Origin of the sequence: Bifidobacterium stellenboschense, assembly GCF_000741785.1 — a bacterium.
Taxonomy (GTDB): domain Bacteria; phylum Actinomycetota; class Actinomycetes; order Actinomycetales; family Bifidobacteriaceae; genus Bifidobacterium; species Bifidobacterium stellenboschense.
In genome coordinates this window covers 135092-161720 of record NZ_JGZP01000004.1, presented here as the reverse complement: position 1 = coordinate 161720, position 26629 = coordinate 135092, and the positions used below count along the sequence as shown (strand labels likewise).

The following is a 26629-nucleotide window of genomic DNA, read 5'->3' as shown; positions in this document are numbered from 1 at the left end:
GGAATGACGCTACCGGCAGAACGAAAGGAGCATGGTGACCGATCTGCGCATCGTCAAAACCCGCAAGGCAATCCGCGAGGCGTTCCTGCGCCTACGGGCATCAGGAGTTCCGGTCTCGAAGGTCAAGGTCAAGGGCATCTGCGATCTTGCGCTCGTCAACCCGAGCACGTTCTACAAGCATTACCTCGACGTATACGACCTCAACGACAAGCTTGAGGACGAGACCATCGACGCGATGCTGGAGCATTACCCCGACAAGGACAAGATCCTGTCCGATCCACCCGCATTCCTCAATGGCTGGAGACCGGCCATCGACAGCCAGATCGACGATCTGCGCGTCCTGTTCGCAGGCCGCCCCGAAGCCATGTTCCGCAAAATCGAATCGACGCTCGTCGAACGTTACTCCGCCCGAGCGGCGAACGAACGCGAGCGCATCGCCGCCGTCTTCTCCATCGCCGGGGCCCTCCACTCGCTTGGCCTGCTCAAGCTGGAAGGCGGACAAAGCGACGACGAGATCATCGCGGCGGTCGTCGAAAACCTCAACGCCATCGCCGCTCGGATCCCCGACGGACGATAACGAACACCCCCTATACGAATCAACGGCATCATCACACGGATACTCTTTAATCATCTAGTCGATCATCATGGAACAGATAACAGAACGTCATCCCATCCCCTCGTCGGCATCGAACGCACCGTGCTGGCCGCGATGGTGTTCCTGACGCTCGGCATTGTGATCCGTTCGGCATGCGGCACCATCGGATTGTGGGCCGGCACGTTCGTCATCGGTTGCTCGATCGCGGTGGGCAACGTTCTGGTGCCGGCCATAGTCAAACGCGATTTACCCCGGTCACACATCACTTGCCACCGGTATGTACTCCGCATACATGACCGGCATGGCCGCGTTCGCCTCGGCCGTGACATTGCCCCTGTCCGATGCAATCGGGTGGCGGGGCACGCTCGGCATCTGAGCCATTCCCGCCGGAATCGTCACGCTGCTGTGGCTGTGGCGTTCACGGGCGAATGCGCGAAGGACGACCCCGGCTGCGAAGACCACCACCGATGCGCAGCCCCGCAGCCGACGGAGTACGGCATCGGAGACCCGGCTCCGCGTCTCCATGTGGAAAAGGCCGGAGGCATGGGCCGTCACCCTGTTCATGGGGCTGCAATCCGTGAACTATTACGTGTGCGTCACCTGTCTGCCCACCATCGAGGTCTCCTTCGGCGTGCCCGCCGACCGGACCGGCTGGCATCTGGCGGTCTTCCAGCTCGTCGGTATCGTCATGGGACTGCTCATCCCCGTGCTGCTGAAGGGCGAGCCAGGTCGCCGCCGTTGTCGTCGCCAGCGTGCCATTGGCCATCGGTGCGCTCGGACTGGCATTCGCGCCGCGGCTCGATCTGCTGTGGATCATCGTCGCCAGCATCGGCTCGGGATGGCGGACGGTGCTCATCATGCTGGCCGTACTGGCCGTCGCACAGACCGCCATCGGCATCATCATCGGACGGAATACGGAAGCGGGGCGATGACCATGCTCGGCGAAACAACCCACGACGCAATGGTACTAGCCCGGTCGGTGGGCTACTATCGCAATCGGCGGCCGATCCTTGCCGACGTGAACCTCACCATTGCCACCGGCGGACGATGGGTGCTGCTCGGACCGAACGGAGTGGGAAAATCCACACTGCTGGAAATGATCGCGATGCGCACCTACCCCAACGTCGGCGAACTGCGCGTCTTCGGGGACCGAACAGTCGCGGGCTCGGACCCGGAGCGTCGTCGCACCCGCGTGACCATCGTCTCGGCGGCGTTCGGGCACAACATCGGGTCGGGAATGAACCCGCTCACGGTCGTCGTCTCGGGGATTCCACGAGGAACGAAGGATTCGGCCGACGAGGCATACGAGAAGGTGTACGCGATGATGCGCCGGCTCGGCATCGCATATCTGGCCGGCAAACAGTGGCGCAACCTGTCCGAAGGCGAACGCACGAGGGTGATGATCTCACGCGCGCTCGTCTCGCCGGCGAATCTCCTGATCTTCGATGAACCGACCACCGGCCTTGATCTGGGCGGCCGTGAAACGGTGTTGCGAGAACTGTCGGCGCTGGCCTCGCGAGGGGACGAGCGCACGATGTTGCTCGTCACGCATCAGGTGGAGGCATCCCCGCCGGATTCGACCATATCGCGATGATAGGCCGAATGATGGAACACGAGTGCATGACATACCTCGACACGCATCCGCGCATCTACGCCACACTTGACGGCAACACGACACCGGGAACCATCACATTCACCGGACCACTTGACGAAGGACTTACCGACGAACGTCTCGAATCGATGTTCGGCGTCCCGCTACACGTAGAGCGAACCGGGTAGCGATGGAGAGCCTCGCACCGGCTGCGTTTCGCATGAGCGGTCCGAATGAACGCCTCGTCGCCGGCTCCAGTGCTCCTCAGTCATTATGTCGCATTCGACTGGGGAGCACTGGAACCGATGCAGACACAACCGGGACACAGCGACCGCGGAAAACAACGAAATCAGCAGCGATCAGCGAAATCTCACGAAAGTCGTCCAAACGGCGTCATTGCAACGAAAACGCACCTAATGAAGTCCTCGAAAACCAGCGAATCAACCCTTCAAAATAACAAGGGGTTGCTCATTCGTCATCAGATGAATAGGGAGCACATGTCGCTCTCTTCGACATCGCAACCAGCGAAGCAAGCGAAAGCAGACCGCAAGAGTGCTAACACAGCTTCAGAACGGCATTCGCGACACGCCGCATGATTCCGCCATTTCCAAGCTCCAAGACGCTAACATTTTGCTAACAATGACCGTCACGATTTGCCAATCGCAGCGGCCTGAGCAAAGAAACTCGAAACTCAAAAATGGCTTAATTCCAAGGTTTCTGAGGTCAACCAAGACGGCTGACCCGAGCCAAGAACCCTCGAATCCTAACAGGATGTCGCAGGTTCAAATCCTGTCAGCCCGACCCGTAGCCCTTGCTCACCCCACCGGTGAGCAAGGGCTTTTTCTTTCTTTCCCCGCCCGCAACTCCCATGGTGCGGCAACACAAAATCTCCATATCGGCGGAAAATGGCCGTTTGCGGCAACCGCACCATGAGGGTTTCACCGCACCATGGGGGTCGCGGCCCCGGCACGGCGGCACGTTGGCATGGCACGCGACACCGCGGGTATACGGAAATGACCCCGGGTTCCGAATCGGAACCCGGGGTCTTGCCGGTGTCCGGGATGAGACTTGAACTCACACGCCTGTATAAAATAGGCACTAGCACCTCAAGCTAGCGCGTCTACCATTCCGCCACCCGGACAGGTGTTGTCTTGGCAACGAGTGAATACATTACCAGAACATGACGAGTCGTCAAATCCGCGACACGCCGATGGGACCGAGGAATCCCGACCCCATCGGCGCACCGTAGGAAGCACCCGTCAGAAGTTGCGCGGCTGCTTCGGCTTCTCGGCGCTCATCAGCAGCATGAAGCTGCGCGACTGCGCGGTGATCGCGAACCCGGCCTCGTAGTTGAGCACGGGGCCCTTCGGGTTGTGCGTGTCGACGACGAGCTTCCACTTGCGTCCGTAGCGTTCGTCCGGAAGCGTGAACTGGATGGGCTCGTAGTGCGCGTTGAAGATGAGGATGAAGTCGTTGTCGACCATCGGGTTGCCGTAGTAGTCGAGCTCCGGGATGTTGGAGCCGTTGAGATACACCATCATCGAGAACGCATGCGTGTTCTGCCAGTCCTCCATGTCCATGATGGAGCCGGTGTGGTCGAACCATTCGACCTGCGGGATCGTCTCCGTGTCCTCCCCCGGCTCGCGTCCGGAGAAGAAGCGGCGGCGGTGCAGGACCGGATGGTCGAGCCGCAGGTGGATGAGCTTCGAGACGAACTCGAACATGTCTTCGCGGGTCTCATCCAGGTCCCAATCGGTCCACGAAATCTCGTTGTCCTGGCAGTAGGCGTTGTTGTTGCCCTGCTGCGTGCGCTCCACCTCGTCGCCGCCGCAGATCATCGGGATGCCCTGGCTGACGAGCAGCGTGGAGAACATGTTGCGGATCTGACGTTGGCGCAGCTCGTTGACGTCGCGGATCGTGGTCGGGCCTTCGACGCCGCAGTTCCACGAGCGGTTGTTGCTTTCGCCGTCGCGGTTGCCTTCGCCGTTCGCGTCGTTGTGCTTGCCGTTGTACGAGACGAGGTCGTTGAGGGTGAAGCCGTCGTGCGCGGTGATGAAGTTCACGGAGGCGACCGGTCGACGGCCGTTCATCTGGTACAGGTCGGACGAGCCCATGAGTCGCGACGCGAATTCGGGCAGCGTGGACGGCTGGGAGCGCCAGAAGTCGCGTACGGTGTCGCGGTAGCGGCCGTTCCATTCGGACCAGCTGGACGGGAAGCCGCCCACCTGGTAGCCGCCGGAGCCGAGATCCCACGGTTCGGCGATGAGCTTGACGCGGCTGATGATCGGATCCTGTTCGACGATGTCGAAGAACGCGGACAGCTTGTCGACCTCCTGGAACTGTCGGGCCAGCGTGGCGGCCAGATCGAAACGGAAGCCGTCGACGTGCATTTCGGACACCCAGTAGCGCAGCGAGTCGGTGATGAGCTGCAGGGCGTGCGGCGATCGCATGAGCAGCGAGTTGCCGGTGCCGGTAGTGTCGAAGTAGTGCCGCTGGTCGTTGTCGACGAGACGGTAGTAGGCGCGGTTGTCGATGCCCTTGAAGCTCAGCGTGGGGCCCATGTGGTTGCCTTCGGCGGTGTGGTTGTACACCACGTCGAGGATGACCTCCATGCCGGCCTGGTGGTACGCCTTGACCATCGACTTGAACTCGTTGACCTGCTGGCCGCGCTCCCCCGCCGACGAGTACGCGTTGTGCGGGGCGAAGAAGCCGATCGTGTTGTAGCCCCAGTAGTTCGACAAGCCCTTCTCCTGGAGGAACGAGTCGTTGACGAACTGGTGGATCGGCATGAGTTCGATGGCGGTCACGCCGAGCTTCTTCAGGTATTCGATGACGGTCGGGTAGGCGAGGCCCGCGTAGGTGCCGCGGATGTCCGGCGGCACGTCGCGGTTGAGGTTGGTCATGCCACGCACATGCGCCTCGTAGATCACAGAATCGTGGTACGGGATGCGCGGATGCTGGTCGTTGCCCCAGTCGAAGTACGGGTTGACGACCACGGACTTCATGGTGTGGGCGGCGGAGTCCATGTCGTTGAGCACGCCGTCGTTGTCCGGGTCGGAGAAACGGTAGGAGAACAGGCTCTCGTCGCCGTCGATGTTGCCTTCGATGGCCTTGGCGTAGGGGTCGAGGAGCAGTTTGGAAGGGTTGCACCTAAGTCCCTGGCCGGGGTCGTACGGGCCGTGCACGCGGTAGCCGTAGCGCTGGCCCGGCTGGATGCCCGGGATGTAGTTGTGCCAGACGTACGAGTTCTGCTCGGTCATCGTGATGCGCGTCTCGTTGTCGTCATCGTCGAACAGGCATAGCTCGACGCTGTCGGCCACTTGGGAGAACAGCGCGAAGTTCACGCCGGCACCGTCGTAGCTTGCGCCGTACGGATAGGTCAAACCTGGTCGTATCTGCATATTCACCAGTATCGCACCTCCATGTGTGGTGAATCGTCACCGTATATGAACAGTCGGTGATGGTCTAGTTGGAAGTCAGTCATGTGCGGTCAGTCGCCGTATCGTCTCGTGCTGGATGGCGATGATCGAGTTGGACGCGGTGATGCGGGTGGCGAGAAGCTCCTCCCAGCCGACCCACGCGGATTCGACGTGTTCGTCCGGGTCGAAATGCCGGGGCACGTTCGTCCATGCGTCCAGATGGATGACCATGATGTGGGCGAGTTCGTCGGTCATCCCTTCCGAGGAATAATAGTCGCCGACGTGGTCAATGCGCATCGCGTCGTCGCTCGCGGGGGTGACGCCGGTCTCCTCGGCGAGTTCGCGCAGCGCCGCGGCGCGCACGTCCTCGCCGTCGTCCATGAGTCCGGCGGGCAGCCCGTAGGCGAAGATGTCGCTGCCCGCGCGGTATTCGCGTTCGATGAGGTAGCGGTCCGTGGCCACGTCGTGCACGAGCATGACGACGCAGGGCGCGTGACGCAGCACCTGCCGGCGGATCGGCACGACGCCGCCGCCGTTCGTGGTCAGTCCGATGGTCATGTCCTCCACGTGGAAGATGGCGCCGCGGTAGACCTCGCGGCGTTCGATCACCTTCGCCGGCACGTTCATGTCGATGCCGTCGGAGCTGGCGTCGAGCACGGTGCGTTCGTCCGTCATCGTCTCACTCCCCTTCTGTCGTCATGTCCGTCGGCGCGTCCGCGCTCCGGTGGAGCGAAAACGTCCACGGATCCGTGTCGCGGCGGATCCAATTCGTTTCGGGCCGCTCGCCGAACCGCCGTTCGAGCGCGTCGGCGATATCGTCGACGGCGTAACGGAACCACATCGATTCGATGGCCGAGTGAGGCGTGTTGACGAGGCACGGACGCACGTGCGCGTCACCCGTGCCGAGCGTGACGCCCGCCGCTCGCATCGACGCCTCGTATCGCGCCTGTTCGATGGCGTCGGTGGCGGGATGATGGCGCAGGTCGCTGGTCACGTACACGTCGACGCCGGCGGCGCGCACCTCGTCGAACAGGGAGTCGCCGGAGCCGGGCAGCACGGCGACGGTCTCGACGGGCGTGTCCGGGTCGCCGCACGCCTGCACGCCGAGCGCGGTGTCGATGGACAGCGCGTCGCACACGCGTCGGGCGAACTCGCGCAGCGTGACGGGCTCCGGCAGGCGTCCGACGCGGCCGAGTCCGACGGGACCGGCCGCTTCCGGATCGTCGACCGGCACGAGCGCACGCTGGTCGACGAGGCCGAAGCCGTCGGCCGCGGCCTGTCCGACGCCGCGCACCGCGCAGTCCGCGTTGGTGTGTCCCACCCACAGCGCGCATCCGGCACGATTGAGACGGTTCACGATCATGCCGCGCGCGCCCAGCCCGGACACCTGATGCACGGAACGGAAGAACAACGGATGATGCGTGACGAGCAGGTCCGCGCCCCATTCCAGCGCCTCGTCGATCACGGCCATGGTCGGGTCGCAGGCGAACGCGATGCGCGTCACCGGCGCCGTGAGGTCGCCGACGATGAGGCCGGGCGCGTCCCAGCTTTCCGCGTATTTGAGCGGATACAGCGTTTCGAGCGTGTCGACGACCTGATTGAGGTTCGTCATCCTTCTCTCCTTTCCTTTCCGACGGCGGCCGGCGAGGTTCCCGGCAAGCCGGTGCGGCCGGTACCGGATGTGCCGGTCAGTGCGCGGCGAGCTGCCAGTCGTCGCCGATGCCGGTGGACACGTCCAGCGGCACGTCGAGCGCGACGGCGTGCTCCATCGCGTCCCTGACGAGTGCGGTCGCCCGCTCGGCTTCGCCGGGCGCGATCTCGACGACGAGTTCGTCGTGGATCTGCAGGATGATGCGGCTCTTGAGCCCGCCGTCCCGCAACGCCGAATCGGCGTGGATCATCGCGATCTTCATGATGTCGGCGGCCGTGCCCTGGATGGGTGCGTTGAGCGCGGCGCGTTCGGCGGCGTCGCGCACGTTGCGGCTGGTCGACTTCAGTCCCGGGAAGTAGCGGCGGCGGCCGAACATCGTCTCCGTGTAGCCTTTGCGGCGTGCCTCGGCGACGCAGGATTCGAGATAGTCGTGCACTTTGCCGAACGTGGCGAAGTACTTGTTCTTGAGGCCTTCCGCCTCGCCGGGGCTGATCTTGAGCTGCTGCGAGAGGCCGTATGTGCTCAGCCCGTAGGCGAGGCCGTAGCTCATGGCCTTCACGTGGCTGCGCTGGTCGGCGCTGATCTCGTCGACGGGCAGCTGGTACACGAGACTGGCCACGTAGCGGTGGAAGTCGGCGCCGCTCCTGAACGCCTCGATGAGCGCCTCGTCGCCGGACAGGTGCGCCATGATGCGCAGCTCGACCTGCGAATAGTCGCAGCTCATCAGCGACTCGTAGCCCTCCCCCGGCACGAACGCAGAACGGATCTCGCGGCCGGCCGCGTTGCGGTTGGGGATGTTCTGCAGGTTCGGGTCGACGGAGCTCAGACGCCCGGTGGCGGCCACGGTCTGTTCGAACGTAGTGTGGATGCGCCCGTCGGCCGGGTTGACCGCGTCGATCAGCGTGGCGACGATCTGCTTCAACTTGTTGGTCTCGCGGTGGCGCAGGAGCGCGCCGAGGAACCCGCTGGCCCGCTCGTCGTCCGCGTTGCGCACGTACAGGGTCTGCAACGCGTCCGCGTTCGTCGTATACGAACCCGATTTGGTGCGTTTCGTGGGCTTCAGGCCCATGTCCTCGAACAGGACCTTGGCGAGCTGCTTGGGGCTCTGCAGGTTGACGCGGGAACCGGCGTTCTCCCAGGCGATGCGCTGCGCCTGTTCGGCGTCGGCCGCGAAGCCGGCGCGCATGTCCTCCAGGCGTCGTTCGTCGACCTTCGCGCCTTCCGCCTCCAGTCCGTACAGGACGCGGGAGACGGGCAGTTCGATGTCCGTCAGGAGCTTCGACTGCTCGTCGGCGGCGATGCGCGGCTTGAGCTCGCGGGCGAGCGCGGCGATGATGGCCGCGTCACGCAGCACGCCCTGATCGGGTTCCGTGCCGTCGTCGGTGCCTGCGGCCGTGGAGTCGGCGGTCTCGTCGGCGCCCGCGTCGAGGTCGAGCAGGCCCTGCGTCGCCTCCTCACGCTCCTCCAGATGGAGGTCAAGAAACTGGGCGGAGGCCTGTTCGAGCGTGTCCGCATGGAAGTCGGGTTTGACGAGGTAGCCGGCGAGTTTCGTGTCGAACGCGGGTGTCGGCAGCGCGACGCCGGCTGCGGCAAGCAGGTGCAGATGCTCCTTGTAGCCGTGGACGGTCATCGTGTCCGCGTGCGCGTCGATCACGTCGCGCAGCGCGTCAACGGTCGCGTCGTCCGCCAACGTCGCCTTGTCGACGACGATGGCCTCGCCGCCGACGAGCAGGACGACGACGGCAATCGCGGCACGGCCCGGGCGCGCGTCGCCGGACGCGTACAGCACCCAATCGGATGCACCGTCGGACGCCGTTCCGCCCGTCGCGGGCATGTGGCGTTCCGCCCATGCGCGCAGGGATGCGGCGTCCGCCGCGTGTTCCGCGTGTGGCATGTCGAGCGTCGCCGAATCGTCGGCGGCTGGTGCCGCCGCACCGGACGGGAGCACGGGCGCGACGCCGTTGTTGAACGTCTTCAGCAGACGGCTCTTGGTGCGCGAACCGAATTCGAGCTTGGTGAAGAGCGTGTCGAGACGGCCCGCGTCGATGCCGGAGAACGTGAGATCGTCGACGGTGACGCCGAGGTCGACGTCGCGCACGAGCGCGTTGACCTTGCGGTTGAGCATCACCTGGTCGATGTTGGCGCGCAACGCCTCGCCCTTCTTGCCACCGATCTCGTCCGCATGCTCGCGGATCGCGTCGAGGGAGCCGTACTGGTTGATCCATTTGGCGGCGAAGCCGTCGCCCACGCCGGGCACGCCGGGGATGTTGTCCGCGGTCTCGCCGCGCAGGGCCGCGAGATCCGGGTACTGCTGCGGCGTCACCTTGTATTTGGCGACGACCTCGTCCGGCGTCATGTGCTTGAGGTCCTTGAAATGATGACCCGGGTAGAGCACGGTGATGTTGTCGTCGATGAGCTGGAACGCGTCACGGTCACCGGACAGGACGAGCGTATGGTAGCCGGCCTGCTCGCCCATCGTGGCGAGCGTGCCGATCACGTCGTCGCCCTCGTAGCCGGGCTTCTCGATGTAGGTGACGCCGAGTGCGGCGAGCATCTCCTGAATGAGCGGCAGCTGGGTGAGCAGCTCCTCGGGGGCCGCGTCGCGCGTGCCCTTGTATTGGGGCAGCAGCTCGTTGCGGAAGGTGCCGCCCTTCACGTCGAAGGCGACGGCGAGATGGTCGGGCTTCTCCGAGTCGATGACCTGCGAGAGCATCGAGGCGAATCCCCAGACGGCGTTCGTGGCCTGTCCGGAGGAGGTGGAGAAGTTGTCGACCGGTAGAGCGAAGAACGCGCGGAACGCCAGCGAATGGCCGTCTACGACCAGCAGCGTTCCGCGCGTCGGCGTGGATTCTTGTTGCGCCATGTATCCGTGAACGTCCGTTCCCTACGGTCCGGCTCAGCGCTCGTTGCGTTCCGGTTTCGGGTCGCCGTACTTGGCGATGATGGCCATGGCGAGACGCTTCTTCGGGATGCGCTGGTCCATCGAGGTCTTCTGGATCCAGCGGAACGCGCCCTGCTCGGAGAAGTCGGCCTTGTCCATGAGCAGGCCCTTCGCGCGGTCGACGAGCTTGCGCTCCTCCAGCGTGTCCTGCGCCTTCTGGAGGTCGGCCTGCGCCTTGGCGAGCTCCTCCTTGGTCTCCTTGAGCTTCGCCTCGCTGCGTTCGACGTTGTCGAGCAGGTCGTTGATCTCGGCGAAGCGGCCCATCGCGACTTCGAGGGCCGGGATGAGCTTGGACTCCTCGTACGGCTTGGTCACGTAGGCCATGGCGCCCGCACCGGTGGACTTCTTGACGAGGTCCGGCTGGGAAAAGGCGGTGAGCATGACCACGGGGGCGATGTTCTCGTCGCAGATCATGCCGGCGGCGGTGATGCCGTCCATGCGAGGCATCTTGACGTCCATGCACACCACGTCCGGGCGCTTGGCGCGCGTCAGTTCGACGGCCTCCTCGCCGTTGGCGGCCTCGCCGACGACCTCGTAGCCGTTGTCCTCGAGCATGCCGACAAGATCCATGCGGTTCACGGATTCGTCCTCGGCGACCACGACGGTGCGCTTGCGGTTCTCATCCGGCTCGGCCGGGGCGGTCTCCTCACGGGGGGCGGCGGCCTCCTGCGCGACGGCCTCCAGTTCCTCCTCGGTCAGCACGGGCTCCATCTTCGGAGTCTGATCATCGGCGTTCTTAGCAGCCATGCCAGTCCTTTCCTCATTGCTTACAAATTCATCCTTCGCGATTTTAACGCATAATCCCGGCGCCTGCCCGCACGACGTGGCCGCCCCTGAACGAAATCGCCACGCGGGACGCGCATCGTGTGCGCCGTATCGCGCCGATGTGCTATATTGTCACGAGTGCCTTACGGCACCATCGATAATCGAACATGCCCCCGTATCCCAATTGGTAGAGGAAGCAGCCTCAAAATCTGCGCAGTGTGGGTTCGAGTCCCACCGGGGGCACGACGCGGCAAAGGCCTCTGATGGTTGGAATCCCAACCATCAGAGGCCTTTACTCTCCCGTCACATCGGACGGTCTGACAACGGTTTTGGCAACAATCGAAACGCCTTCACCGGCGCACTGATGCACGTTGTCATACGCCGCCGAGGCATACGAAAAGCCCCTTACCCGTGTTTGAACGGGTAAGGGGCTTTCACGTCGAACCGGAATCCTAGGAAATCCCACGGATACCGGATTCATCCTGCCGGTTCATGCACCGGACCGACCGGAATCAGTCGCAGGCACCCACGGTGTGGACGTAAATGGAGTCGGTGCTGCCCGGCGTCGACTTGCCCTGGGCGGAGCTCAGGATGACGATCTTGTCGCCGTCGACGACCTTGCCGGCGTCGCGCAGCAGCTTGTCGGTGAAGACCATGAGGTCCTTGCGGGACTTGTTGTGGTAGTCCTCATCGAGCAGGAAGGACTCGGTGCCCCAGGAGAGGGCCAGCCAGTGGTAGGTGTGCTCGTTGTTGGTGACGCCGTAGATCGGGGCGGCCGGGCGCTCGCGGGAGACGCGGTGCACGGTGTTGCCGGTCTGGGTGTAGGCGACGATGGCCTTGGCGTTGAGCTTGTCGGCCAGATCGACGGCGGCGGAGGAGACGGCGCCGGTGGAGGACATGTCCAGGTTCTTCAGGGACGGGATGCGGTCGAAGCCGTGCTCGGTGGCGAAGCTGGAGATGCGGGCCATCGTGGCGACGGTGACGGCCGGGTACTCGCCGACGGCGGTCTCGTTGGAGGTCATGGTGGCGTCGGTGCCGTCGAGCACGGCGTTGGCGCAGTCGGAGGCCTCGGCGCGGGTCGGGACCGGGGAGTGGACCATGGAGCCCAGGACCTCGGTGGCGACGATGACCGGCTTGGCGTAGTGACGGGACAGCTCGATGATGCGCTTGGTGGCCAGCGGCACCTCCTCGAGCGGGCACTCGACGGCCATGTCGCCGCGGGCGGCCATGATGCCGTCGAAGGTCTTGACGATGTCCTCGAGGTTCTCGAGGGCCTGCGGCTTCTCGATCTTGGCGACGATCGGGATGCGACGGCCTTCCTCGTCCATGATCTCGTGGGCACGGTCGATGTCGGTGGCGAAACGCACGAAGGACATGGCGATGATGTCGGCGCCGGTGCGGATGGCCCAGCGCAGATCCTCTTCGTCCTTCTCGGTCAGGGCCGGCAGGGAGACGGCGACGCCCGGCAGGTTGATGCCCTTGTGGGAGGACACCGGACCGGCCACGACGACCTTGGTGTGCACGTTGTTGCCCTCGACCTTGGTGACCTCGAGGCGGACCTTGCCGTCGTCGATGAGGATCGGGTCGCCCGGGTGGCAGTCGCCCGGCAGGCCCTTGAAGGTGGTGGAGGTGATGTGCTCGTCGCCTTCGACGTCGTCGGTGGTGATGACGAACTCCTGGCCTTCCTTGAGCTCGACCTTGTCTTCGCCCTCGGCGTTCTTCTTGAACCAGCCGCAGCGAATCTTCGGGCCCTGGAGGTCGACCAGCACGGCCACGTTGCGGCCGGCGGCCTTCGAGGCCTGACGCACGTTGTTGTAGACCTTGAGGTGGTCCTCCGGCGTGCCGTGGGAACGGTTCAGACGGGCCACGTCCATGCCGGCCTCGACGAGGCTGGTGATGCCTTCGAGGGATTCGGTGGCGGGACCGATGGTGTCGACGATCTTGGCTTTGCGCATGTTGCCTATTCCTAACTATTGCAAGGGACGCAGGCCGGACGACCTACGTTTTCCACGGAACAGTGTACTAGCTTTCATCCGTTCCTTCCAGTTTTCCTCTCGGTGTGTTGTTAACGCTCACAACCCAATCGCCGCAATACAAAGAACGCCCACGGAAACTCCCTTTTCAGGGAATTCCGTGAGCGTTCTCGTAGAATTCACCGCCGTGACGAACGAATCCACCCGTCACGTCGCCTGAGCGTCACTCGCCGTCCGCGCCGGACTTCACGGCGGGCTTCGGCTCCTTGCCCGCGTCCATCGCCTTCATCTTGGCGACCGAGGCGAGCGCGGCGCCGCCGATCGCGACGACGATCACGGCCAGCGACAGCCACGTGGGCACCTCCGGCACCCAGTGGACGCCCTCACCGCCGTTGATGAACGGCAGCGTGTTGCCGTGCAGCGCCTCCATCACCAGCTTCACGCCGATGAAGCCAAGCACGACGGACAGGCCGAGCGGCAGGTAGACGAGCTTGTCGAGCAGCGCGCCCAGAAGGAAGTAGAGCTGCTGGAGGCCCAGCAGTGCGAACACGTTCGACGTGAACACGAGGAACGGATCCTTCGTCAGGCCGAAGATGGCCGGGATCGAATCGAACGCGAACATCACGTCGGTGGTGCCGATCGTGAGGAACACGATGAGCATCGGCGTCCAGTAGCGCACGCCGTTATGGGTGGTCCTGAGCTTCTCGCCGTCATATTCGTCGGTGATGCGGATCACCTTGCGCAACGTGCGGATGAGCCCGTTCTCCTGATACTCCTCATCATCGTCGCCGCCAATGACCAGCTTGATCGCCGTGTAGATGAGGAACGCGCCGAAGATGAAGAACACCCATGTGAAACGGCTGATGAGCGCCGCGCCGACGAGGATGAACAGGCCTCGGAAGATCAGCGCGATCGTGATGCCCACGGACAGCACGTACTTCTGGATCTGCTTCGGCACGGCGAAGTTCGACATGATGATGACGAACACGAACAGGTTATCGATGGACAGCGAATACTCGGTGAGCCATCCGGAGTAGAACTCGATCGCGGGCTTGGAACCGGCGAAATACCAGATGCAGCCGCCGAAGATCAGCGCCATGACCACGAAGAAGGCGATGTGCTGGACGCACTCCTTCGTGGAGGGCACGTGCGGCCTGCGTCCGATGACGAACAGGTCGACGATGAAGAACAACGCAAGCACCACGAATGTGGTGATCTCAAATGCAAGAGGGGTTTCGGCCATGATTCCCTACCCTAACGCACCTCTATGACCGTCCCTCCTACTTATTGGCTTCGGTCATCTGCCGCAGTTCCTTCTTGAGGTCGCGGATCTCGTCGCGCAGACGGGCGGCGAGCTCGAACTGGAGCTGTTCGGCCGCGATGTGCATCTGCTCGCTCAGCTGGCGGATCAGATCGGCGAGGTCCTGCGCGGGCAGACCGGCCTTGAGGATCTCCTCGTGCCGCTTGTCCGCCTCGGCGGCGTCGAACGCAGGCACGCCCAGATGCGTGTTGCCCGCCTTGCCGGCGTTGCGGTAGCCGCCTTCGAGCAGGGTGGCCGTGTCCACGTCCTCCTTGGCGAGCATGTCGTTGACGTCGCTGATCTTCTTGATGAGCGGCTTCGGGTCGATGCCGTGCTCCTTGTTGTACGCGATCTGCTTCTCGCGGCGGCGTTCGGTCTCGTCGATGGCCTTGCGCATCGCCTCGGTGACCTCGTCCGCATACATGATGACCGTGCCGGACACGTTGCGGGCCGCGCGGCCGATCGTCTGGATGAGCGAACGGTAGGAGCGCAGGAAGCCCTCCTTGTCGGCGTCGAGGATCGCGACGAGCGACACCTCGGGCAGATCGAGACCCTCGCGCAGCAGGTTGATGCCGACGATCACGTCGATCTTGCCTTCGCGCAGCATGCGCAGCAGCTCGACGCGGCGCAGCGTGTCCACGTCGGAATGCAGGTATTCGACCTTGATGCCCCGTTCGAGCAGATAATCGGTCAGATCCTCTGCCATCTTCTTGGTGAGCGTGGTGACAAGCGCCCGCTCGCCCTTGGCGACGCGGTCCTTGATCTCGGCGAGCAGATCGTCGATCTGCCCGTCGGTGGGACGCACCTCGACCTTCGGGTCCAGCAGTCCGGTCGGGCGGATGATCTGCTCGACCACCCCGTCCGAAAGCCCGAGCTCGTAGTCGCCGGGCGTGGCGGACAGGTACACGGTCTGGCCGACGCGTTGAAGGAACTCCGGCCATTTGAGCGGGCGGTTGTCCATCGCGGAGGGCAGGCGGAAGCCGTGCTCGACGAGCGTGCGCTTGCGCGACGCGTCGCCCTCGTACATGGCGCCGATCTGCGGGACGGTCACATGCGACTCGTCGATGACGAGCAGGAAGTCGTCGGGGAAGAAGTCAAGCAGGGTGTGCGGCGGCGTGCCGGGCGCACGTCCGTCGAAATGCCGCGAATAGTTCTCGACGCCGGAGCATACGCCCACCTGGGTGAGCATCTCCAGATCGTAGGTGGTGCGCATGGTGAGGCGCTGCGCCTCCAGCTCCTTGCCTTGTTTCTTCAGTTCCGCGACGCGCTCGTCGAGCTCCTCGCGGATCGTCTTCAACGCGCGTTCCATGCGCTCCGGCCCGGCCACGTAGTGCGAGGCGGGGAAGATGTGCACCTCGTTCTCCTCGGCGATCTCGTCGCCGGTCAATGGGTGGAGCGTGGAGATGCGGTCGATCTCGTCGCCGAAGAACTCGATGCGCACGGCGAGCTCCTCGTACACGGGGATGATCTCCACCGTGTCGCCGCGCACGCGGAACGTGCCGCGCGTGAACGCGATGTCGTTGCGCTTGTACTGCATGGCGACGAACTTCCGCAGCAGCTGGTCGCGGTCGATCTGCTGGCCGACCTTGAGCAGCAGCATGCGGCCCGCATACTCCTCCGGCGTGCCGAGACCGTAAATGCACGACACGGTGGCGACGACCACGCAGTCACGTCGCGTGAGCAGGTTGGCGGTGGCCTGATGGCGCAGCCGTTCCACATCGTCGTTGATGTTGGAGTCCTTCTCGATGTAGGTGTCGGTCTGGGGGATGTACGCCTCCGGCTGGTAGTAGTCGTAGTAGGAGACGAAGTAGCTCACCGCGTTGTCCGGCATGAGCTCGCGGAATTCGGCGCACAGCTGCGCGGCGAGCGTCTTGTTCGGCTCGATGATGAGCGTCGGCCGCTGCAGCCGTTCGATGAGCCAGGCGGTGGTGGCGGTCTTGCCGGTGCCGGTCGCGCCCATGAGCACGACGTCGTTCTCGCCGTTCTCGATGCGCGTGGCGAGCTCGTCGATGGCCTGAGGCTGGTCGCCGCTCGGCTGGTATGGCGATTTGACGACGAACGGCCGGTTCTCGCGTTGGATGTTGAATCCCATCACTGCTCCTTCCACTCGGCGACCAGTCTATCAACCTGCTCGAACATGCGTTCGAGCGGTTGCGTGGCGTCGATGATGACGTCGGCGATCGCCTCGCGCTGCCCGCGCGTCGACTGGCAGCGGATGCGTGCCTCGGCCTGTTCGCGCGTCATGCCGCGTGTCGCGGCCATGCGCGCGATCCGCGTCGGGGCGGGCGCCTCGACCGTGACGATATGGTCGAACCGGAACGGGATGTCGCCGATCACCTCGGCGAGCAACGGCACGTCGTGCACAACGACGATCCCATGCTCCCCCGGGCCGCATGCGGCGTTCCGAACCGCCGCCACGGCATCGTGCTCCCGTCGTCGCGCCTCGGCGTAGATCAGCGGATGCTCGATCGCGTCGAGCCGTTCGCGCGCGCCGGGCTCGGCATCGCGTCCGAACACGTGTTCCGCCATCCACGCGCGGTTCAGCGAACCGTCCGCGGCGATGGCCGCGTCGCCGAACTCGCGCGCGATCGGCGCCAACGCCGCTCCCCCGCGCGCGGTGATCGCATGCGCGATCGCGTCATAGTCGACGTGCAGCACGCCGTCCTCGCGCATCCGCGCCGCCACCGTGCTCTTGCCCGCCGCGATGCCACCGGTCAATCCGATACGAATCATGCGCCCTCCTCTCCCCTCTCCCATGGTGCGGTGAAATCCCCATGGCGCGGTAGGCGAAAACGGCTTGATTCCGCGGTTATGGAGAAAGTGTGTTGCCGCACCATGGGGAATATGGTCGATATACGACGAAACCCGGCCCATCGTGGACCGGGTTTCGGTTAGGCGTTACGCCGTGAGCTCATGCCGTGAGGCGGAACTCACTTGCCGAGCAGCTGGTCGCGCAGAGCGGCGAGCTGATCGGAGTCGGCGAGCGTGCCGGTGGAAGTGTTGTCGGAAGAGTAGTTGGACACCTCTTCGACCTTCTCCTCCTTCGGGCCCTGGCCGTCGGCGGCGGCGGACTCCTCCGCGTGCGCCAGCTCCTTGGCCACGAACTCCTTGTGCTCCTCCCACAGCTGGTGGGCGGCCGCGTACTGGGACTCCCACTCCTCACGCTGCTTCTCGTAGCCCGCGATCCACTCGTTGGTGTTCGGGTCGAAGCCTTCGGGGTACTTGTAGTTGCCCTGCTCGTCGTACTCGGCCGGCATGCCGTAGATGGCCGGATCGAAGTCCTCGGAGGCCGGGTCGACGGAGTCGTTGGCCTGCTTGAGGGACAGGGAGATGCGGCGACGATCGAGATCGACGTCGATCACCTTGACGAACACGGTCTCGCCCGGCTTGACCACGGTCTCCGGGTTCTCGACGTGACGGTTGGCGAGCTCGGAGATGTGCACCAGGCCCTCGATGCCGTCCTCGACGGAGATGAACACGCCGAACTGCACGATCTTGGTGACCTTGCCCTTGACGATCTGGCCGGGGACGTGGGTGCGGGCGAAGCGCTGCCACGGATCCTCCTGGGTGGCCTTGAGCGACAGGGAGATGCGCTCGCGGTCCAGATCGACGTCCAGCACCTCGACGGTGACCTTGTCGCCGACCTTGACGACCTCGGACGGGTGGTCGATGTGCTTCCAGGACAGCTCGGAGACGTGGATGAGGCCGTCCACACCGCCGAGATCGACGAACGCGCCGAAGTTGACGATGGAGGAGACGACGCCCTCGCGGATCTGGCCCTTCTTGAGCTGCGAGAGGAAGGTCTCGCGCACTTCGGACTGGGTCTCCTCGAGGTACTGGCGACGGGACAGGACCACGTTGTTGCGGTTCTTGTCGAGCTCGAGGATCTTGGCCTGGATCTTCTGGCCGATGTACGGGGTGAGGTCGCGGACGCGACGCATCTCGACCAGGGAGGCCGGCAGGAAGCCACGCAGGCCGATGTCCACGATGAGGCCGCCCTTGACGGCTTCGATGACGGTGCCCTCGACGACGCCGTCCGCTTCCTTGATCTTCTCGATGTCGCCCCAGGCGCGCTCGTACTGGGCGCGCTTCTTGGACAGAATCAGACGGCCTTCCTTGTCTTCCTTGGTGACGACAAGGGCCTCGACGGTGTCGCCGACCTCGACGACCTCGTCCGGATCGACGTCCTTCTTGATGGAAAGCTCGCGGGAGGGGATCACACCCTCGGTCTTGTAGCCGATATCCAGGAGGACCTCGTCGTGATCGATCTTGACGACGGTACCCTCGACCAGATCACCATCGTCGAAGTTCTTGATGGTGGAATCGACTGCCTTGATGAAGTCCTCTTCGGTGCCGATGTCGTTGATGGCGACCTTGGTGACCTCAGTGTTGTTCTCTGCCATGTAGGTAATGGTTTCTCAATAGTTGGATGGATAATTACTCGATATTCAGTTATGGATGTGCCCATCGGACACGCGACTTTCCACAATACAGTCAGCCATGCCCAAAATCCCGGGCGTGTCGCTGTCAGGCCCTGCCCTCGGCCTTCGCCCGGCGCTCGGCCATCTCCACGACGTTGGCGAGGAGCATGGCGCGGGTCATCGGCCCGACGCCGCCCGGGTTGGGCGAGTAGGCGGACGTCTTCTCGTGGGCGGCCTTGTCGACGTCGCCCCTGACGCGCCAGCGGCCCGCCTCCTCGTCGTAGACGCGCGAGACGCCCACGTCGAGCAGCACGGCGCCGTCCTTGACCATGTCGGGCTTGACGAATCCGGCGGAGCCCATCGCGGCGACGACCACGTCGGCGCGGCGCATGTGGTCGACGACGTCGCGCGTGCCGGTGTGGCACAGCGTGACGGTCGCGTTGACGGCGCGGCGGGTGAGCATGAGGCCGATCGTGCGGCCGATCGTGATGCCGCGGCCGAGCACGCACACCTCCTTGCCGTCCAGGTCGATGTCGTAGGCGTTCAGCAGTTCGATGCAGCCGCGAGGCGTGCACGGCAGCGGCGTGTCGATGTCGCCCTTGACGTGCAGCACGAGCTCGCCGAGGTTGTACGGGTGCATGCCATCGGCGTCCTTGGCCGGGTCGATGAGGTCGATGATCGCGTTCTGGTCGATGCCCTTCGGCAGCGGCAGCTGCACGATGTAGCCGGTGCACGCCGGATCCCCGTTCATCTCGCGCACCACGGCGGCGATGTCGTCGAAGGTCGCGTCGGCGGGCAGCTCGTGCTTGATGGAGCGGATGCCCACCTCGGCGCAGTCCGCATGCTTGCCTGCCACGTACTTGACCGAGCCGGGGTCGCTGCCGACCAGCAGCGTGCCGAGGCCGGGTTCGACGCCTGCGGCCTTGAGACGCTCCACGCGCTCCTTCAAATCCTGCTTGATCTGCGCGGCCACGGCCTTGCCGTCGAGTTTCACGGGCATGTCGACTCCTTCTCTTGCGTCCCATCGTTTCTCAACGCGTCCCAACGTGTCGTGGGATGCGGTGGACGCTACTACGATTAGGTAACATGTCGGTTTCGCCGAAGACGGATATGGACGCGCGGCGAGGAGCGGAAGGGTTCGGACGATGAACGTGGGACAGCTGGGACGACGATCGGGACGATGGTCGGGGCGACGGTTCGGGAACGCGCGACGTGTCGCGGCGGCGGTCGCCGCGGCCGCGGTCGCCCTCGCCTGCGCCGCCTGCGGCACGGCGGCCGGAGACGGCGGCACGACCGGCGCCGCGCAGACGACGACGGAGAAGACCGGCGTCATCAAGGTGGTCTCCTCGGTGAACCAGTGGGGGTCGCTCGCCAAGGAGATCGGCGGCGACGCGGTCGACGTCACGTCGATCCTCTCCTCCACGGGCGTCGACGCGCACGACTTCGAGCCGAAGACCTCCGACCTGGCGAAGCTGAGCCGCGCCGAAATCGTCGTCGCGAACGGCGCGGGGTACGACACGTGGGCCACGAAGTCGCGCGGACCGGATTCGACGCTCGTCTCCGCCGCGCAGATCGTGGGCGCGATGGACGGCGACAACCCTCACCTGTGGTTCTCGAAGGACGCGCGCGCCGGCATGGCCAAGGAGCTGGCCGACGTCTTCTCGAAGGCGCGACCGAAGAAACGCAAGGCGTTCGCCGCCAACCTCAAGGCGTGGCAGTCGCGCGAGAAGGAGCTCGACGCGCGCATGGCCGACTTCGCCGACACGCACAAGGACCTCACCTACGGCGCGACCGAGGCGGTCGTCTACTACCTGATGAGCGACATGTCATTCGACGACGTCACCCCGAAGGGCTACGCGCAGGCGGTCGCCAACGGCGGCGAGGTCGCGCCCGCGGACCTGCAGACCTTCCAGGAGGTCATCGAGAAAAAGCGGGCGGACGTGTTGGTCAACAACACGCAGGAGGCGTCCGACGCGACGAACATGCTCATCGGCACGGCCGGACGCTCCGACGTGCCCGTCGTCGACGTGAGCGAGCAGATGCCGGAGAAGTACGACACCCTCGTCGATTGGATCGGCGCGCTGGCCGAATCGATCTTCACCGCCGTCGACCCGGACTACGGCAAGGACGACACGACCGGCGGATGCGCCGCGGACGGCGACGATCCGGCCGGATCGTCCGATTCGACCAATTCAACCGATGAGCATACGGGCGACGGGAACGCGACCGACGACACAGGCAAGACGACGTGCGACGCCACGGACGGCGGCACCGGTTCGTCCGCTTCGGATTCCTCAGACGGCTCGGACGGCTCGGGTGCCGCCGGTGCCGACGCCGGCGGCACCCAGCCCGACCCCGGCAAGTAGGCGGCAGGGAGCGGCGGGCTTTCGCCGACACTCCCTTAATTGAGAACGGTTGTCAACATCATTTGCGATAATCCTGCGGTAGATTCGTGAAACCCAATCCATGACCACAGGAGGCCCGACCATGGGCGAACCGCTTCAGGACGCGATCGTCTTCCGGGACGCGGCGATCAGGCGCGGCGACCGCGTCATCTGGCAGCACGGCGACTTCGCCATCCCCGCCGGATCGGTCACCGCGATCGTCGGCACCAACGGCGCCGGCAAGACCACGATGATGAAGGCGGAGCTGGGACTGCTGCCGCTCTCGCACGGCTCGCTCACCGTCTTCGGCAAACCGGCGGGCGAGGCGAACGGCGTCATCGGCTACGTACCGCAAAGCTACACGTCGGACATCGACGCGAACATCACCGCCGAGCAGTCGGTGCTGCTCGGACTGACCGGCACGCGGTTCGGCATCCATCCGGTCACGCGTGCGCAACGCGCCAAGGCGCGCGAGGCGATGGCGTTCGTCGGCATCGACGACAAGGCGCGATACCGGCTGTCCGAACTGTCCGGAGGCCTGCGCCAGCGCGTCGCCATCGCGCAGGCGATCGTCTCCGACCCGAAGCTGCTCATGCTCGACGAGCCGCTCGCCAACCTCGACCTCGCCTCCCAGCGCGCCGTCGCACACCTGCTCGCGCGCCTCAACCAGGAACTCGGCATGACGATCCAGATCGTCGCGCACGACCTCAACATGCTGCTGCCGATCCTCACCGGCGCCGTCTACCTGCTCGACGGACACCCGCACTACGCCGACATGCGCAAAGTGCTCGACTCGAAGCTCCTCACCCACCTGTACGGCACGAACGTGCAGGTCGTGACCACGCCACAGGGCGACATGTTCGTCACTCCCTCCCCCGACGAGCCGAAGAACCAGCCGATGGACATGCACACGGCCGCCGAGGTGGCCGAACTGCACCATCACGCGCACACCGACGACATGCACGCACACGACGCATCCGCATCCGACACGCGCACGAGCATTGCGGACGGACACGGCGAACACGAAGGAGCGACGAAATGAGCCACATCGACTTCAGCTTCGACCCCAACTGGATGGACACGCTGACCGCGCCGTTCATGGCCAACGCGTTCCTCGCCGGCCTGTGCATCGCGTTCGCGGCCGGCGTGATGGGCTACTTCACCATCGCCCGCCATTCCACGTTCGCCGCACACGCGCTCGCCCACATCGGACTGCCCGGCGCGACCGGCGCCGTACTGCTCGGACTGCCCGTCTCGCTGGGCCTCGGCGCGTTCGCGCTGGGCGGCGCGCTCGTGATCGGCGCGCTCGGCAAGCGCGTCTCCGAACGCGAGATCGCCACCGGCACGGTGCTCGCCTTCGCGACTGGTCTCGGCCTGTTCTTCGCCCGGTTGTCGAGTTCCGCATCGCAGCAGATGCAGTCGATCCTGTTCGGATCGATCCTGACGATCACCACCATGCAGATCATCGGATTCGCGCTCTTCGACGTGGTGCTGCTGGCGGCGCTCGCCGTCATCTACCGGCCGCTGCTGTTCAGTTCGCTCGACGAGCAGGTGGCGCAGGCCAAGGGCGTGCCGGTCGGATGGATGAACGTCGCGTTCATGGTGATCATGGCGGGCGTGATCACGATCGCCGTGCCCGCGGTGGGCACGCTGCTCATCTTCGCTCTGGTCATCACGCCGGCCGCCGCGGCGAACATCGTCGCGTCCTCGCCGCTCAGGGCGATGGTCGCGGCCGGAGCGATCTGCCTGGTCTCGATCTGGGGCGGACTCGTGCTCTCCGCGATGTTCCCCGCTCCCCCGAGCTTCATCATCGTGACGATCTCCACCCTGTTCTGGGCCGCCGCCAAAGCCGTGGAGGCACTGAGGCAACGCTGACGCCCTCCCGTCGCCCGGCATGCCGACGATCAGTCGACGGATTCTCCGACCAGCGCCGAGGCGATGGCGGCGAGGCCTTCGCCGCGGCCGGTGAAGCCCATATGGTCGGTGGTGGTGGCGGTGACGGACACCGGGCACCCCGCGGCGGCGGAGAGCGCGGCCGCGGCCTCGTCACGGCGACGTCCGATCTTGGGACGGTTGCCGACGATCGCGACCGAGGCGGACACCGGCGTGAAACCATGCTCCCGAAGGTGCGCGACGGTCTCGCGCAGCATGTCCGCGCCGTGCATGCCGGCGCCATGCGCGTCCGAGCCGACGCCGAACAGGGCGCCGATGTCGCCCAGACCGGCGGCCGCCAGCAGCGCGTCGATCAGAGCATGCGCGGCCACATCGCCGTCGGAGTTTCCTTCGATGCCGTTGCCCTCGCCGTCCCAGCGCAATCCCGCGAGCCACAATTCGCGGGGAGCATCCTCCGACGCGAAACGATGGGCGTCAAACCCCTGACCGATGCGCATGATGAAACTCCTTGCTGTATGTGAATCATGAATCAAGTATTACGTACAGGCATGTGAACGGATACGCGAAGACCCCCGCGACGGGGGGTCTTCATCATGACGGTTGGACGGTTGGATCGGCTGCCGGGCAGGACAACCAAACCGAGCCGGGTCAAGCGGCCGTCCGGCTTAACCGCACCCGGCACGGACACATCCAACCCGGCACCTCGGCTCAGCGCTTGCGGCTCTTCTTCTTCTCGGCGTCGAGACGGGCCATCGTATCGGAGGCGGCCTCCTCGGGCGCCTCGGTGTGGTGCTTCTCGTCGCCGGGCTTCGGCTCGCTGTAGCCCAGGTTCACGTCGAGCAGACGCTGCGCCTCCTCCTCGTCGATCTTCTCGGACAGGGCGATCTCCGAGGTGAGGATGGAACGCGCCTTGGTGAGCATGCGCTTCTCGCCGGCGGACAGGCCGTGCTCGTCGACGTCGCGCTGGGCGAGGTCGCGCACGACCTCGGCGATCTTGTTGACGTCGCCGGTCGCGATCTTCTCGACGTTCAGCTTGTAGCGCCGCGACCAGTTCATCTCCTTCTCGACGATCGGGGTGCGCAGGATTTCGAACACCTTCGCCACCTCGTTCGCGTCAACGATGTCGCGCACGCCGACCTTCTTCGCGTTGTCGACCGGAACGTTGATCACCAGGCCGTCGGAAGACAGCACCGACAGCTGCAGGTACTCGCGGGTGACCCCCCTCACGGTCCGCTCGGTGACCGCCTCGACCCTCGCCGCGCCGTGACGCGGATAGACGACCATATCGCCGACCTTGTAACCCATGAAACCTCCGCTGAAAGCAGACCCACAAAAAACCTGAACAAGTATGCCACCAGCCCCGGACACGCCGGCACGTCGCGGTCGCGGCTCGCGCGACGCGCCAAAAGCGGCGATGATAACGTTTGTAGCCGTACACTATGCACATGGCTACAAACACGAACATCAATGAAGATACCGTCGCCGTGCCCGTCAACCAGGGCGACCTCGACAAAGTCAGCAACGCGGAGTTCTACAACCCGCACGCCATCCTCGGTGCGCATATGGCGAACTACCCGCATGCCGACCAGACCACGATCCGCGTCCTGCGCCCGATGGCGAAGACCGTCGCCATCCTCACCCAGGACGGGGAATACCCGGCCGAGCACGAATACAACGGCGTGTTCATCGCTGTGGTGCCCTCCGCCAGGACCGACCACGGCTACAGCGTGCCCGACTACCGCGTGAAGGTCTCCTACGAGGGCGGCGAACCGTTCGTCGAGGACGACCCGTACCGCTACCTGCCCACCGTCGGCGAGATGGACACCTACCTGTTCGGCGAGGGCCGCCACGAGCGCCTGTGGGAGGCCCTGGGCGCGCACGTGCGTCACTACTCCGATCCGATGGGGGACGTGTCCGGCGTCTCCTTCGCCGTGTGGGCGCCGAACGCGCACGCGGTGCGCGTGATCGGCAACTTCAACTCGTGGGACGGCCGTCGCCATGCGATGCGCGCGCTCGGCTCCTCCGGCGTGTGGGAGATCTTCATCCCGGGCATCGGCGCCGGTGAGGTGTACAAGTACCAGATCCTCAACGCCAACTACGAGTGGGTCGACAAGGCCGATCCGATGGAGCGCTCCCACGAGGTGCCGCCGGCCACCGGCTCAATCGTCGTCGACTCGACGCACGAATGGCGGGACGACGCGTGGATGGAGAACCGCGCCAAGACCGACCCGATGAACAAGCCGGTCGCCATCTACGAGATGAACGCGCTCAGCTGGCGCAAGGACGTGAGCAACTACCGCGAGCTGGCCGACAAGCTCGTGCCGTACATCGAGAAGATGGGCTTCACGCACGTCGAGTTCATGCCGCTCGCCGAATACCCGTTCACTGGCTCCTGGGGCTATCAGGTCACCGGCTACTACGCGGTCGACTCACGTCTCGGCGGCCCGGACGACTTCAAGTACCTCGTCGACCGCCTGCACGAGGCCGGCATCGGCGTGATCATGGACTGGGTGCCCGCGCACTTCCCGAAGGACGCGTTCGCGCTCGGCCGCTTCGACGGCACCCCGCTGTATGAGGATCCGGACCCGACCCGCGGCGAGCACCCGGATTGGGGCACCTACATCTTCAACTTCGGCCGCCACGAGGTGCGCAACTTCCTCGTCGCCAACGCCTGCTTCTGGCTCGGCGAATACCATATCGACGGCCTGCGCGTCGACGCGGTCAGCTCGATGCTGTACCTCGACTACAGCCGCGAGCCCGGCCAGTGGCATCCGAACATCTACGGCGGACGCGAGAACCTGGAGGCCATCGACTTCCTCAAGGAGGCGAACGCGACCGCATACAAGAACAACCCGGGCATCCTGATGATCGCCGAGGAGTCCACCGCCTACGCGGGCATCACCGCCCCCACCGACCAGGGCGGCGTCGGCTTCGGCCTCAAGTGGAACATGGGCTGGATGCACGACACGCTCGAGTACCTGCACGAGGAGCCCATCAACCGCAAGTGGCACCACAACGAGATCACCTTCTCGATGGTGTACGCCTACTCGGAGCACTACGTGCTGCCGCTGAGCCACGACGAGGTCGTGTACGGCAAGGGCTCCCTGTACGGCAAGATGCCGGGCGACGGCTGGCAGAAGTACGCCGGCGTGCGCGCCCTGTTCGCCTACCAGTGGGCGCATCCGGGCAAGAAGCTCACGTTCATGGGCAACGAGCTCGCACAGTGGGGCGAGTGGGACCACAACAACTCGATCGACTGGGCATGCCTCGACTGGGAGGACCACCGCGAGGTGCAGTCCATGGTCGCCGACCTCAACAAGCTGTACAAGGACACGCCGGCCATCTGGAGCCAGGACTTCACGCCCGACGGCTTCCAGTGGCTCACCAGCGACGACGCCGACCACAACACGCTGAGCTTCATGCGTGTCGGATCCAAGGGCGAGACCGTCGTCGTGGTCGTGAACTTCTCCGGCGAGGCCTGGTCCGACTATCAGGTGCCGCTGCCGAAGGGCGGCAAGTGGACCGAGGTGTTCACCACCGACGCGAAGAAGTACGGCGGCTCCGACATCAAGAACGGCACGTTCGAGGCGGACGCCGGCGAGTACCATTCGCGTCCGGCCTCGGCGAAACTCACCATTCCGGCGCTCGGCGCTGTATTCTTGAAGCCGGAAGAGTGACGAAAGGCGAACACCCACT

Annotated in this window: 22 protein-coding genes and 2 tRNA genes; 8 read left to right on the top strand and 16 right to left on the bottom strand. The window is 64.8% G+C overall.

Annotated features, from left to right (window positions below; genetic code table 11):
• Positions 1 to 31: 31 nt before the first annotated feature.
• Positions 32 to 577, top strand: coding sequence for a TetR/AcrR family transcriptional regulator (locus BSTEL_RS11305; RefSeq protein ID WP_051922767.1), 546 nt, complete (start codon positions 32 to 34; stop codon positions 575 to 577).
• Positions 578 to 642: 65 nt separating this feature from the next.
• On the opposite strand, the gene BSTEL_RS12035 is transcribed toward BSTEL_RS11305, so the two are convergent.
• Positions 643 to 828: a hypothetical protein gene (locus BSTEL_RS12035; RefSeq protein ID WP_156963119.1), complete on the bottom strand. Its 186-nt coding sequence runs from the start codon at positions 826 to 828 to the stop codon at positions 643 to 645.
• Positions 829 to 850: 22 nt separating this feature from the next.
• A complete protein-coding gene (locus BSTEL_RS12290) occupies positions 851 to 1159 on the bottom strand; it encodes a hypothetical protein (protein ID WP_034526479.1) in 309 nt (102 codons plus the stop codon).
• A gap of 188 nt (positions 1160 to 1347) precedes the next feature.
• On the opposite strand from BSTEL_RS12290, the gene BSTEL_RS12285 reads away from it, so the two are divergent.
• Together BSTEL_RS12285 and BSTEL_RS12280 are read left to right on the top strand one after the other, a co-directional pair.
• Complete coding sequence (locus BSTEL_RS12285; RefSeq protein WP_034526478.1) at positions 1348 to 1527, top strand: hypothetical protein; 180 nt, start codon at positions 1348 to 1350, stop codon at positions 1525 to 1527.
• The gene (locus tag BSTEL_RS12280) at positions 1524 to 2189 is read left to right on the top strand and encodes an ATP-binding cassette domain-containing protein (protein ID WP_162178966.1); all 666 of its coding nucleotides are present in this window, start codon (positions 1524 to 1526) and stop codon (positions 2187 to 2189) included. The genes BSTEL_RS12285 and BSTEL_RS12280 overlap by 4 nt, the downstream gene beginning before the upstream one ends.
• A gap of 1050 nt (positions 2190 to 3239) precedes the next feature.
• Here the strand turns inward: BSTEL_RS12280 and BSTEL_RS02025 are convergent.
• The 6 genes from BSTEL_RS02025 to BSTEL_RS02000 form a co-directional block, all read right to left on the bottom strand.
• Positions 3240 to 3327: transfer RNA gene (locus BSTEL_RS02025), tRNA-Leu, on the bottom strand.
• A gap of 118 nt (positions 3328 to 3445) precedes the next feature.
• Complete coding sequence (gene glgX, locus BSTEL_RS02020; RefSeq protein WP_034526477.1) at positions 3446 to 5587, bottom strand: glycogen debranching protein GlgX; 2142 nt, start codon at positions 5585 to 5587, stop codon at positions 3446 to 3448.
• Between the two features lie 75 nt (positions 5588 to 5662).
• Complete coding sequence (locus BSTEL_RS02015) at positions 5663 to 6280, bottom strand: NUDIX hydrolase (RefSeq protein ID WP_034526466.1); 618 nt, start codon at positions 6278 to 6280, stop codon at positions 5663 to 5665.
• Between the two features lie 4 nt (positions 6281 to 6284).
• The gene (locus tag BSTEL_RS02010; protein WP_051922766.1) at positions 6285 to 7217 is read right to left on the bottom strand and encodes a Nif3-like dinuclear metal center hexameric protein; all 933 of its coding nucleotides are present in this window, start codon (positions 7215 to 7217) and stop codon (positions 6285 to 6287) included.
• 76 nt (positions 7218 to 7293) lie between these two features.
• Positions 7294 to 10119 carry a DNA polymerase I gene (polA, locus tag BSTEL_RS02005; protein WP_034526463.1) on the bottom strand — a complete coding sequence of 942 codons (2826 nt, stop codon included), beginning with the start codon at positions 10117 to 10119 and terminating at the stop codon, positions 7294 to 7296.
• Positions 10120 to 10152: 33 nt separating this feature from the next.
• A complete protein-coding gene (locus BSTEL_RS02000) occupies positions 10153 to 10944 on the bottom strand; it encodes an ANTAR domain-containing response regulator (protein ID WP_034526460.1) in 792 nt (263 codons plus the stop codon).
• 187 nt (positions 10945 to 11131) lie between these two features.
• Here BSTEL_RS02000 and BSTEL_RS01995 point away from each other — a divergent pair.
• Positions 11132 to 11205, top strand: a tRNA-Leu gene (locus BSTEL_RS01995).
• A gap of 269 nt (positions 11206 to 11474) precedes the next feature.
• Here BSTEL_RS01995 and pyk read toward each other — a convergent pair.
• The 6 genes from pyk to BSTEL_RS01965 form a co-directional block, all read right to left on the bottom strand.
• The gene (gene pyk / locus BSTEL_RS01990; protein ID WP_034526453.1) at positions 11475 to 12917 is read right to left on the bottom strand and encodes a pyruvate kinase; all 1443 of its coding nucleotides are present in this window, start codon (positions 12915 to 12917) and stop codon (positions 11475 to 11477) included.
• Positions 12918 to 13158: 241 nt separating this feature from the next.
• Positions 13159 to 14178, bottom strand: a complete 1020-nt coding sequence (locus BSTEL_RS01985; RefSeq protein WP_051922765.1) for a TerC family protein — start codon at positions 14176 to 14178, stop codon at positions 13159 to 13161.
• Between the two features lie 37 nt (positions 14179 to 14215).
• Positions 14216 to 16327: an excinuclease ABC subunit UvrB gene (gene uvrB / locus BSTEL_RS01980; RefSeq protein ID WP_034526451.1), complete on the bottom strand. Its 2112-nt coding sequence runs from the start codon at positions 16325 to 16327 to the stop codon at positions 14216 to 14218.
• Positions 16327 to 16968: a dephospho-CoA kinase gene (gene coaE, locus BSTEL_RS01975; RefSeq protein WP_034526449.1), complete on the bottom strand. Its 642-nt coding sequence runs from the start codon at positions 16966 to 16968 to the stop codon at positions 16327 to 16329. Before coaE ends, uvrB begins: the two co-directional genes overlap by 1 nt.
• 197 nt (positions 16969 to 17165) lie before the next feature.
• Entirely contained in the window at positions 17166 to 18638 is a 1473-nt protein-coding gene (rpsA, locus tag BSTEL_RS01970; protein ID WP_034526447.1) for a 30S ribosomal protein S1, read from the bottom strand.
• A gap of 124 nt (positions 18639 to 18762) precedes the next feature.
• Positions 18763 to 19656, bottom strand: a complete 894-nt coding sequence (locus BSTEL_RS01965; RefSeq protein ID WP_034526445.1) for a bifunctional methylenetetrahydrofolate dehydrogenase/methenyltetrahydrofolate cyclohydrolase — start codon at positions 19654 to 19656, stop codon at positions 18763 to 18765.
• Between the two features lie 145 nt (positions 19657 to 19801).
• On the opposite strand from BSTEL_RS01965, the gene BSTEL_RS01960 reads away from it, so the two are divergent.
• The 3 genes from BSTEL_RS01960 to BSTEL_RS01950 all read left to right on the top strand — a co-directional run bounded on the left by BSTEL_RS01960 (position 19802) and on the right by BSTEL_RS01950 (position 22915).
• On the top strand, positions 19802 to 21022 hold the full coding sequence (locus BSTEL_RS01960; RefSeq protein ID WP_084686046.1) for a metal ABC transporter solute-binding protein, Zn/Mn family: 1221 nt from the start codon (positions 19802 to 19804) through the stop codon (positions 21020 to 21022).
• 121 nt (positions 21023 to 21143) lie between these two features.
• The gene (locus tag BSTEL_RS01955; protein ID WP_051922763.1) at positions 21144 to 22082 is read left to right on the top strand and encodes an ABC transporter ATP-binding protein; all 939 of its coding nucleotides are present in this window, start codon (positions 21144 to 21146) and stop codon (positions 22080 to 22082) included.
• Positions 22079 to 22915 (top strand): metal ABC transporter permease, encoded by an 837-nt coding sequence (locus BSTEL_RS01950; RefSeq protein ID WP_034526443.1) that lies wholly within the window; start codon positions 22079 to 22081, stop codon positions 22913 to 22915. The genes BSTEL_RS01955 and BSTEL_RS01950 overlap by 4 nt, the downstream gene beginning before the upstream one ends.
• Positions 22916 to 22944: 29 nt before the next feature.
• Here BSTEL_RS01950 and ispF read toward each other — a convergent pair whose 3' ends face one another.
• Positions 22945 to 23430 carry a 2-C-methyl-D-erythritol 2,4-cyclodiphosphate synthase gene (gene ispF, locus BSTEL_RS01945; RefSeq protein WP_034526441.1) on the bottom strand — a complete coding sequence of 162 codons (486 nt, stop codon included), beginning with the start codon at positions 23428 to 23430 and terminating at the stop codon, positions 22945 to 22947.
• A 211-nt stretch (positions 23431 to 23641) separates the two neighbouring features.
• Positions 23642 to 24238: a CarD family transcriptional regulator gene (locus BSTEL_RS01940; protein ID WP_034526438.1), complete on the bottom strand. Its 597-nt coding sequence runs from the start codon at positions 24236 to 24238 to the stop codon at positions 23642 to 23644.
• Positions 24239 to 24378: 140 nt separating this feature from the next.
• Between BSTEL_RS01940 and glgB the strand changes: the two genes are divergently transcribed.
• Entirely contained in the window at positions 24379 to 26610 is a 2232-nt protein-coding gene (gene glgB, locus BSTEL_RS01935; protein WP_034526573.1) for a 1,4-alpha-glucan branching protein GlgB, read from the top strand.
• Positions 26611 to 26629 lie beyond the last annotated feature (19 nt).

Coding starts and splice junctions, on each gene's coding strand:
- BSTEL_RS02000 (WP_034526460.1), bottom strand. CDS start 10,944: ATGGCTGCTAAGAACGCCGATGATCAGACTCCGAAGATGGAGCCCGTG.
- BSTEL_RS01965 (WP_034526445.1), bottom strand. CDS start 19,656: ATGCCCGTGAAACTCGACGGCAAGGCCGTGGCCGCGCAGATCAAGCAG.
- polA (WP_034526463.1), bottom strand. CDS start 10,119: ATGGCGCAACAAGAATCCACGCCGACGCGCGGAACGCTGCTGGTCGTA.
- glgB (WP_034526573.1), top strand. CDS start 24,379: ATGGCTACAAACACGAACATCAATGAAGATACCGTCGCCGTGCCCGTC.
- BSTEL_RS02015 (WP_034526466.1), bottom strand. CDS start 6,280: ATGACGGACGAACGCACCGTGCTCGACGCCAGCTCCGACGGCATCGAC.
- glgX (WP_034526477.1), bottom strand. CDS start 5,587: ATGCAGATACGACCAGGTTTGACCTATCCGTACGGCGCAAGCTACGAC.
- coaE (WP_034526449.1), bottom strand. CDS start 16,968: ATGATTCGTATCGGATTGACCGGTGGCATCGCGGCGGGCAAGAGCACG.
- uvrB (WP_034526451.1), bottom strand. CDS start 16,327: ATGGGATTCAACATCCAACGCGAGAACCGGCCGTTCGTCGTCAAATCG.
- BSTEL_RS01955 (WP_051922763.1), top strand. CDS start 21,144: ATGGGCGAACCGCTTCAGGACGCGATCGTCTTCCGGGACGCGGCGATC.
- rpsA (WP_034526447.1), bottom strand. CDS start 18,638: ATGGCAGAGAACAACACTGAGGTCACCAAGGTCGCCATCAACGACATC.
- BSTEL_RS01960 (WP_084686046.1), top strand. CDS start 19,802: ATGAACGTGGGACAGCTGGGACGACGATCGGGACGATGGTCGGGGCGA.
- BSTEL_RS12290 (WP_034526479.1), bottom strand. CDS start 1,159: ATGAACAGGGTGACGGCCCATGCCTCCGGCCTTTTCCACATGGAGACG.
- BSTEL_RS11305 (WP_051922767.1), top strand. CDS start 32: ATGGTGACCGATCTGCGCATCGTCAAAACCCGCAAGGCAATCCGCGAG.
- BSTEL_RS12280 (WP_162178966.1), top strand. CDS start 1,524: ATGACCATGCTCGGCGAAACAACCCACGACGCAATGGTACTAGCCCGG.
- BSTEL_RS01940 (WP_034526438.1), bottom strand. CDS start 24,238: ATGGGTTACAAGGTCGGCGATATGGTCGTCTATCCGCGTCACGGCGCG.
- BSTEL_RS02010 (WP_051922766.1), bottom strand. CDS start 7,217: ATGACGAACCTCAATCAGGTCGTCGACACGCTCGAAACGCTGTATCCG.
- ispF (WP_034526441.1), bottom strand. CDS start 23,430: ATGCGCATCGGTCAGGGGTTTGACGCCCATCGTTTCGCGTCGGAGGAT.
- pyk (WP_034526453.1), bottom strand. CDS start 12,917: ATGCGCAAAGCCAAGATCGTCGACACCATCGGTCCCGCCACCGAATCC.
- BSTEL_RS12035 (WP_156963119.1), bottom strand. CDS start 828: ATGGCCGGCACCAGAACGTTGCCCACCGCGATCGAGCAACCGATGACG.
- BSTEL_RS01950 (WP_034526443.1), top strand. CDS start 22,079: ATGAGCCACATCGACTTCAGCTTCGACCCCAACTGGATGGACACGCTG.
- BSTEL_RS01985 (WP_051922765.1), bottom strand. CDS start 14,178: ATGGCCGAAACCCCTCTTGCATTTGAGATCACCACATTCGTGGTGCTT.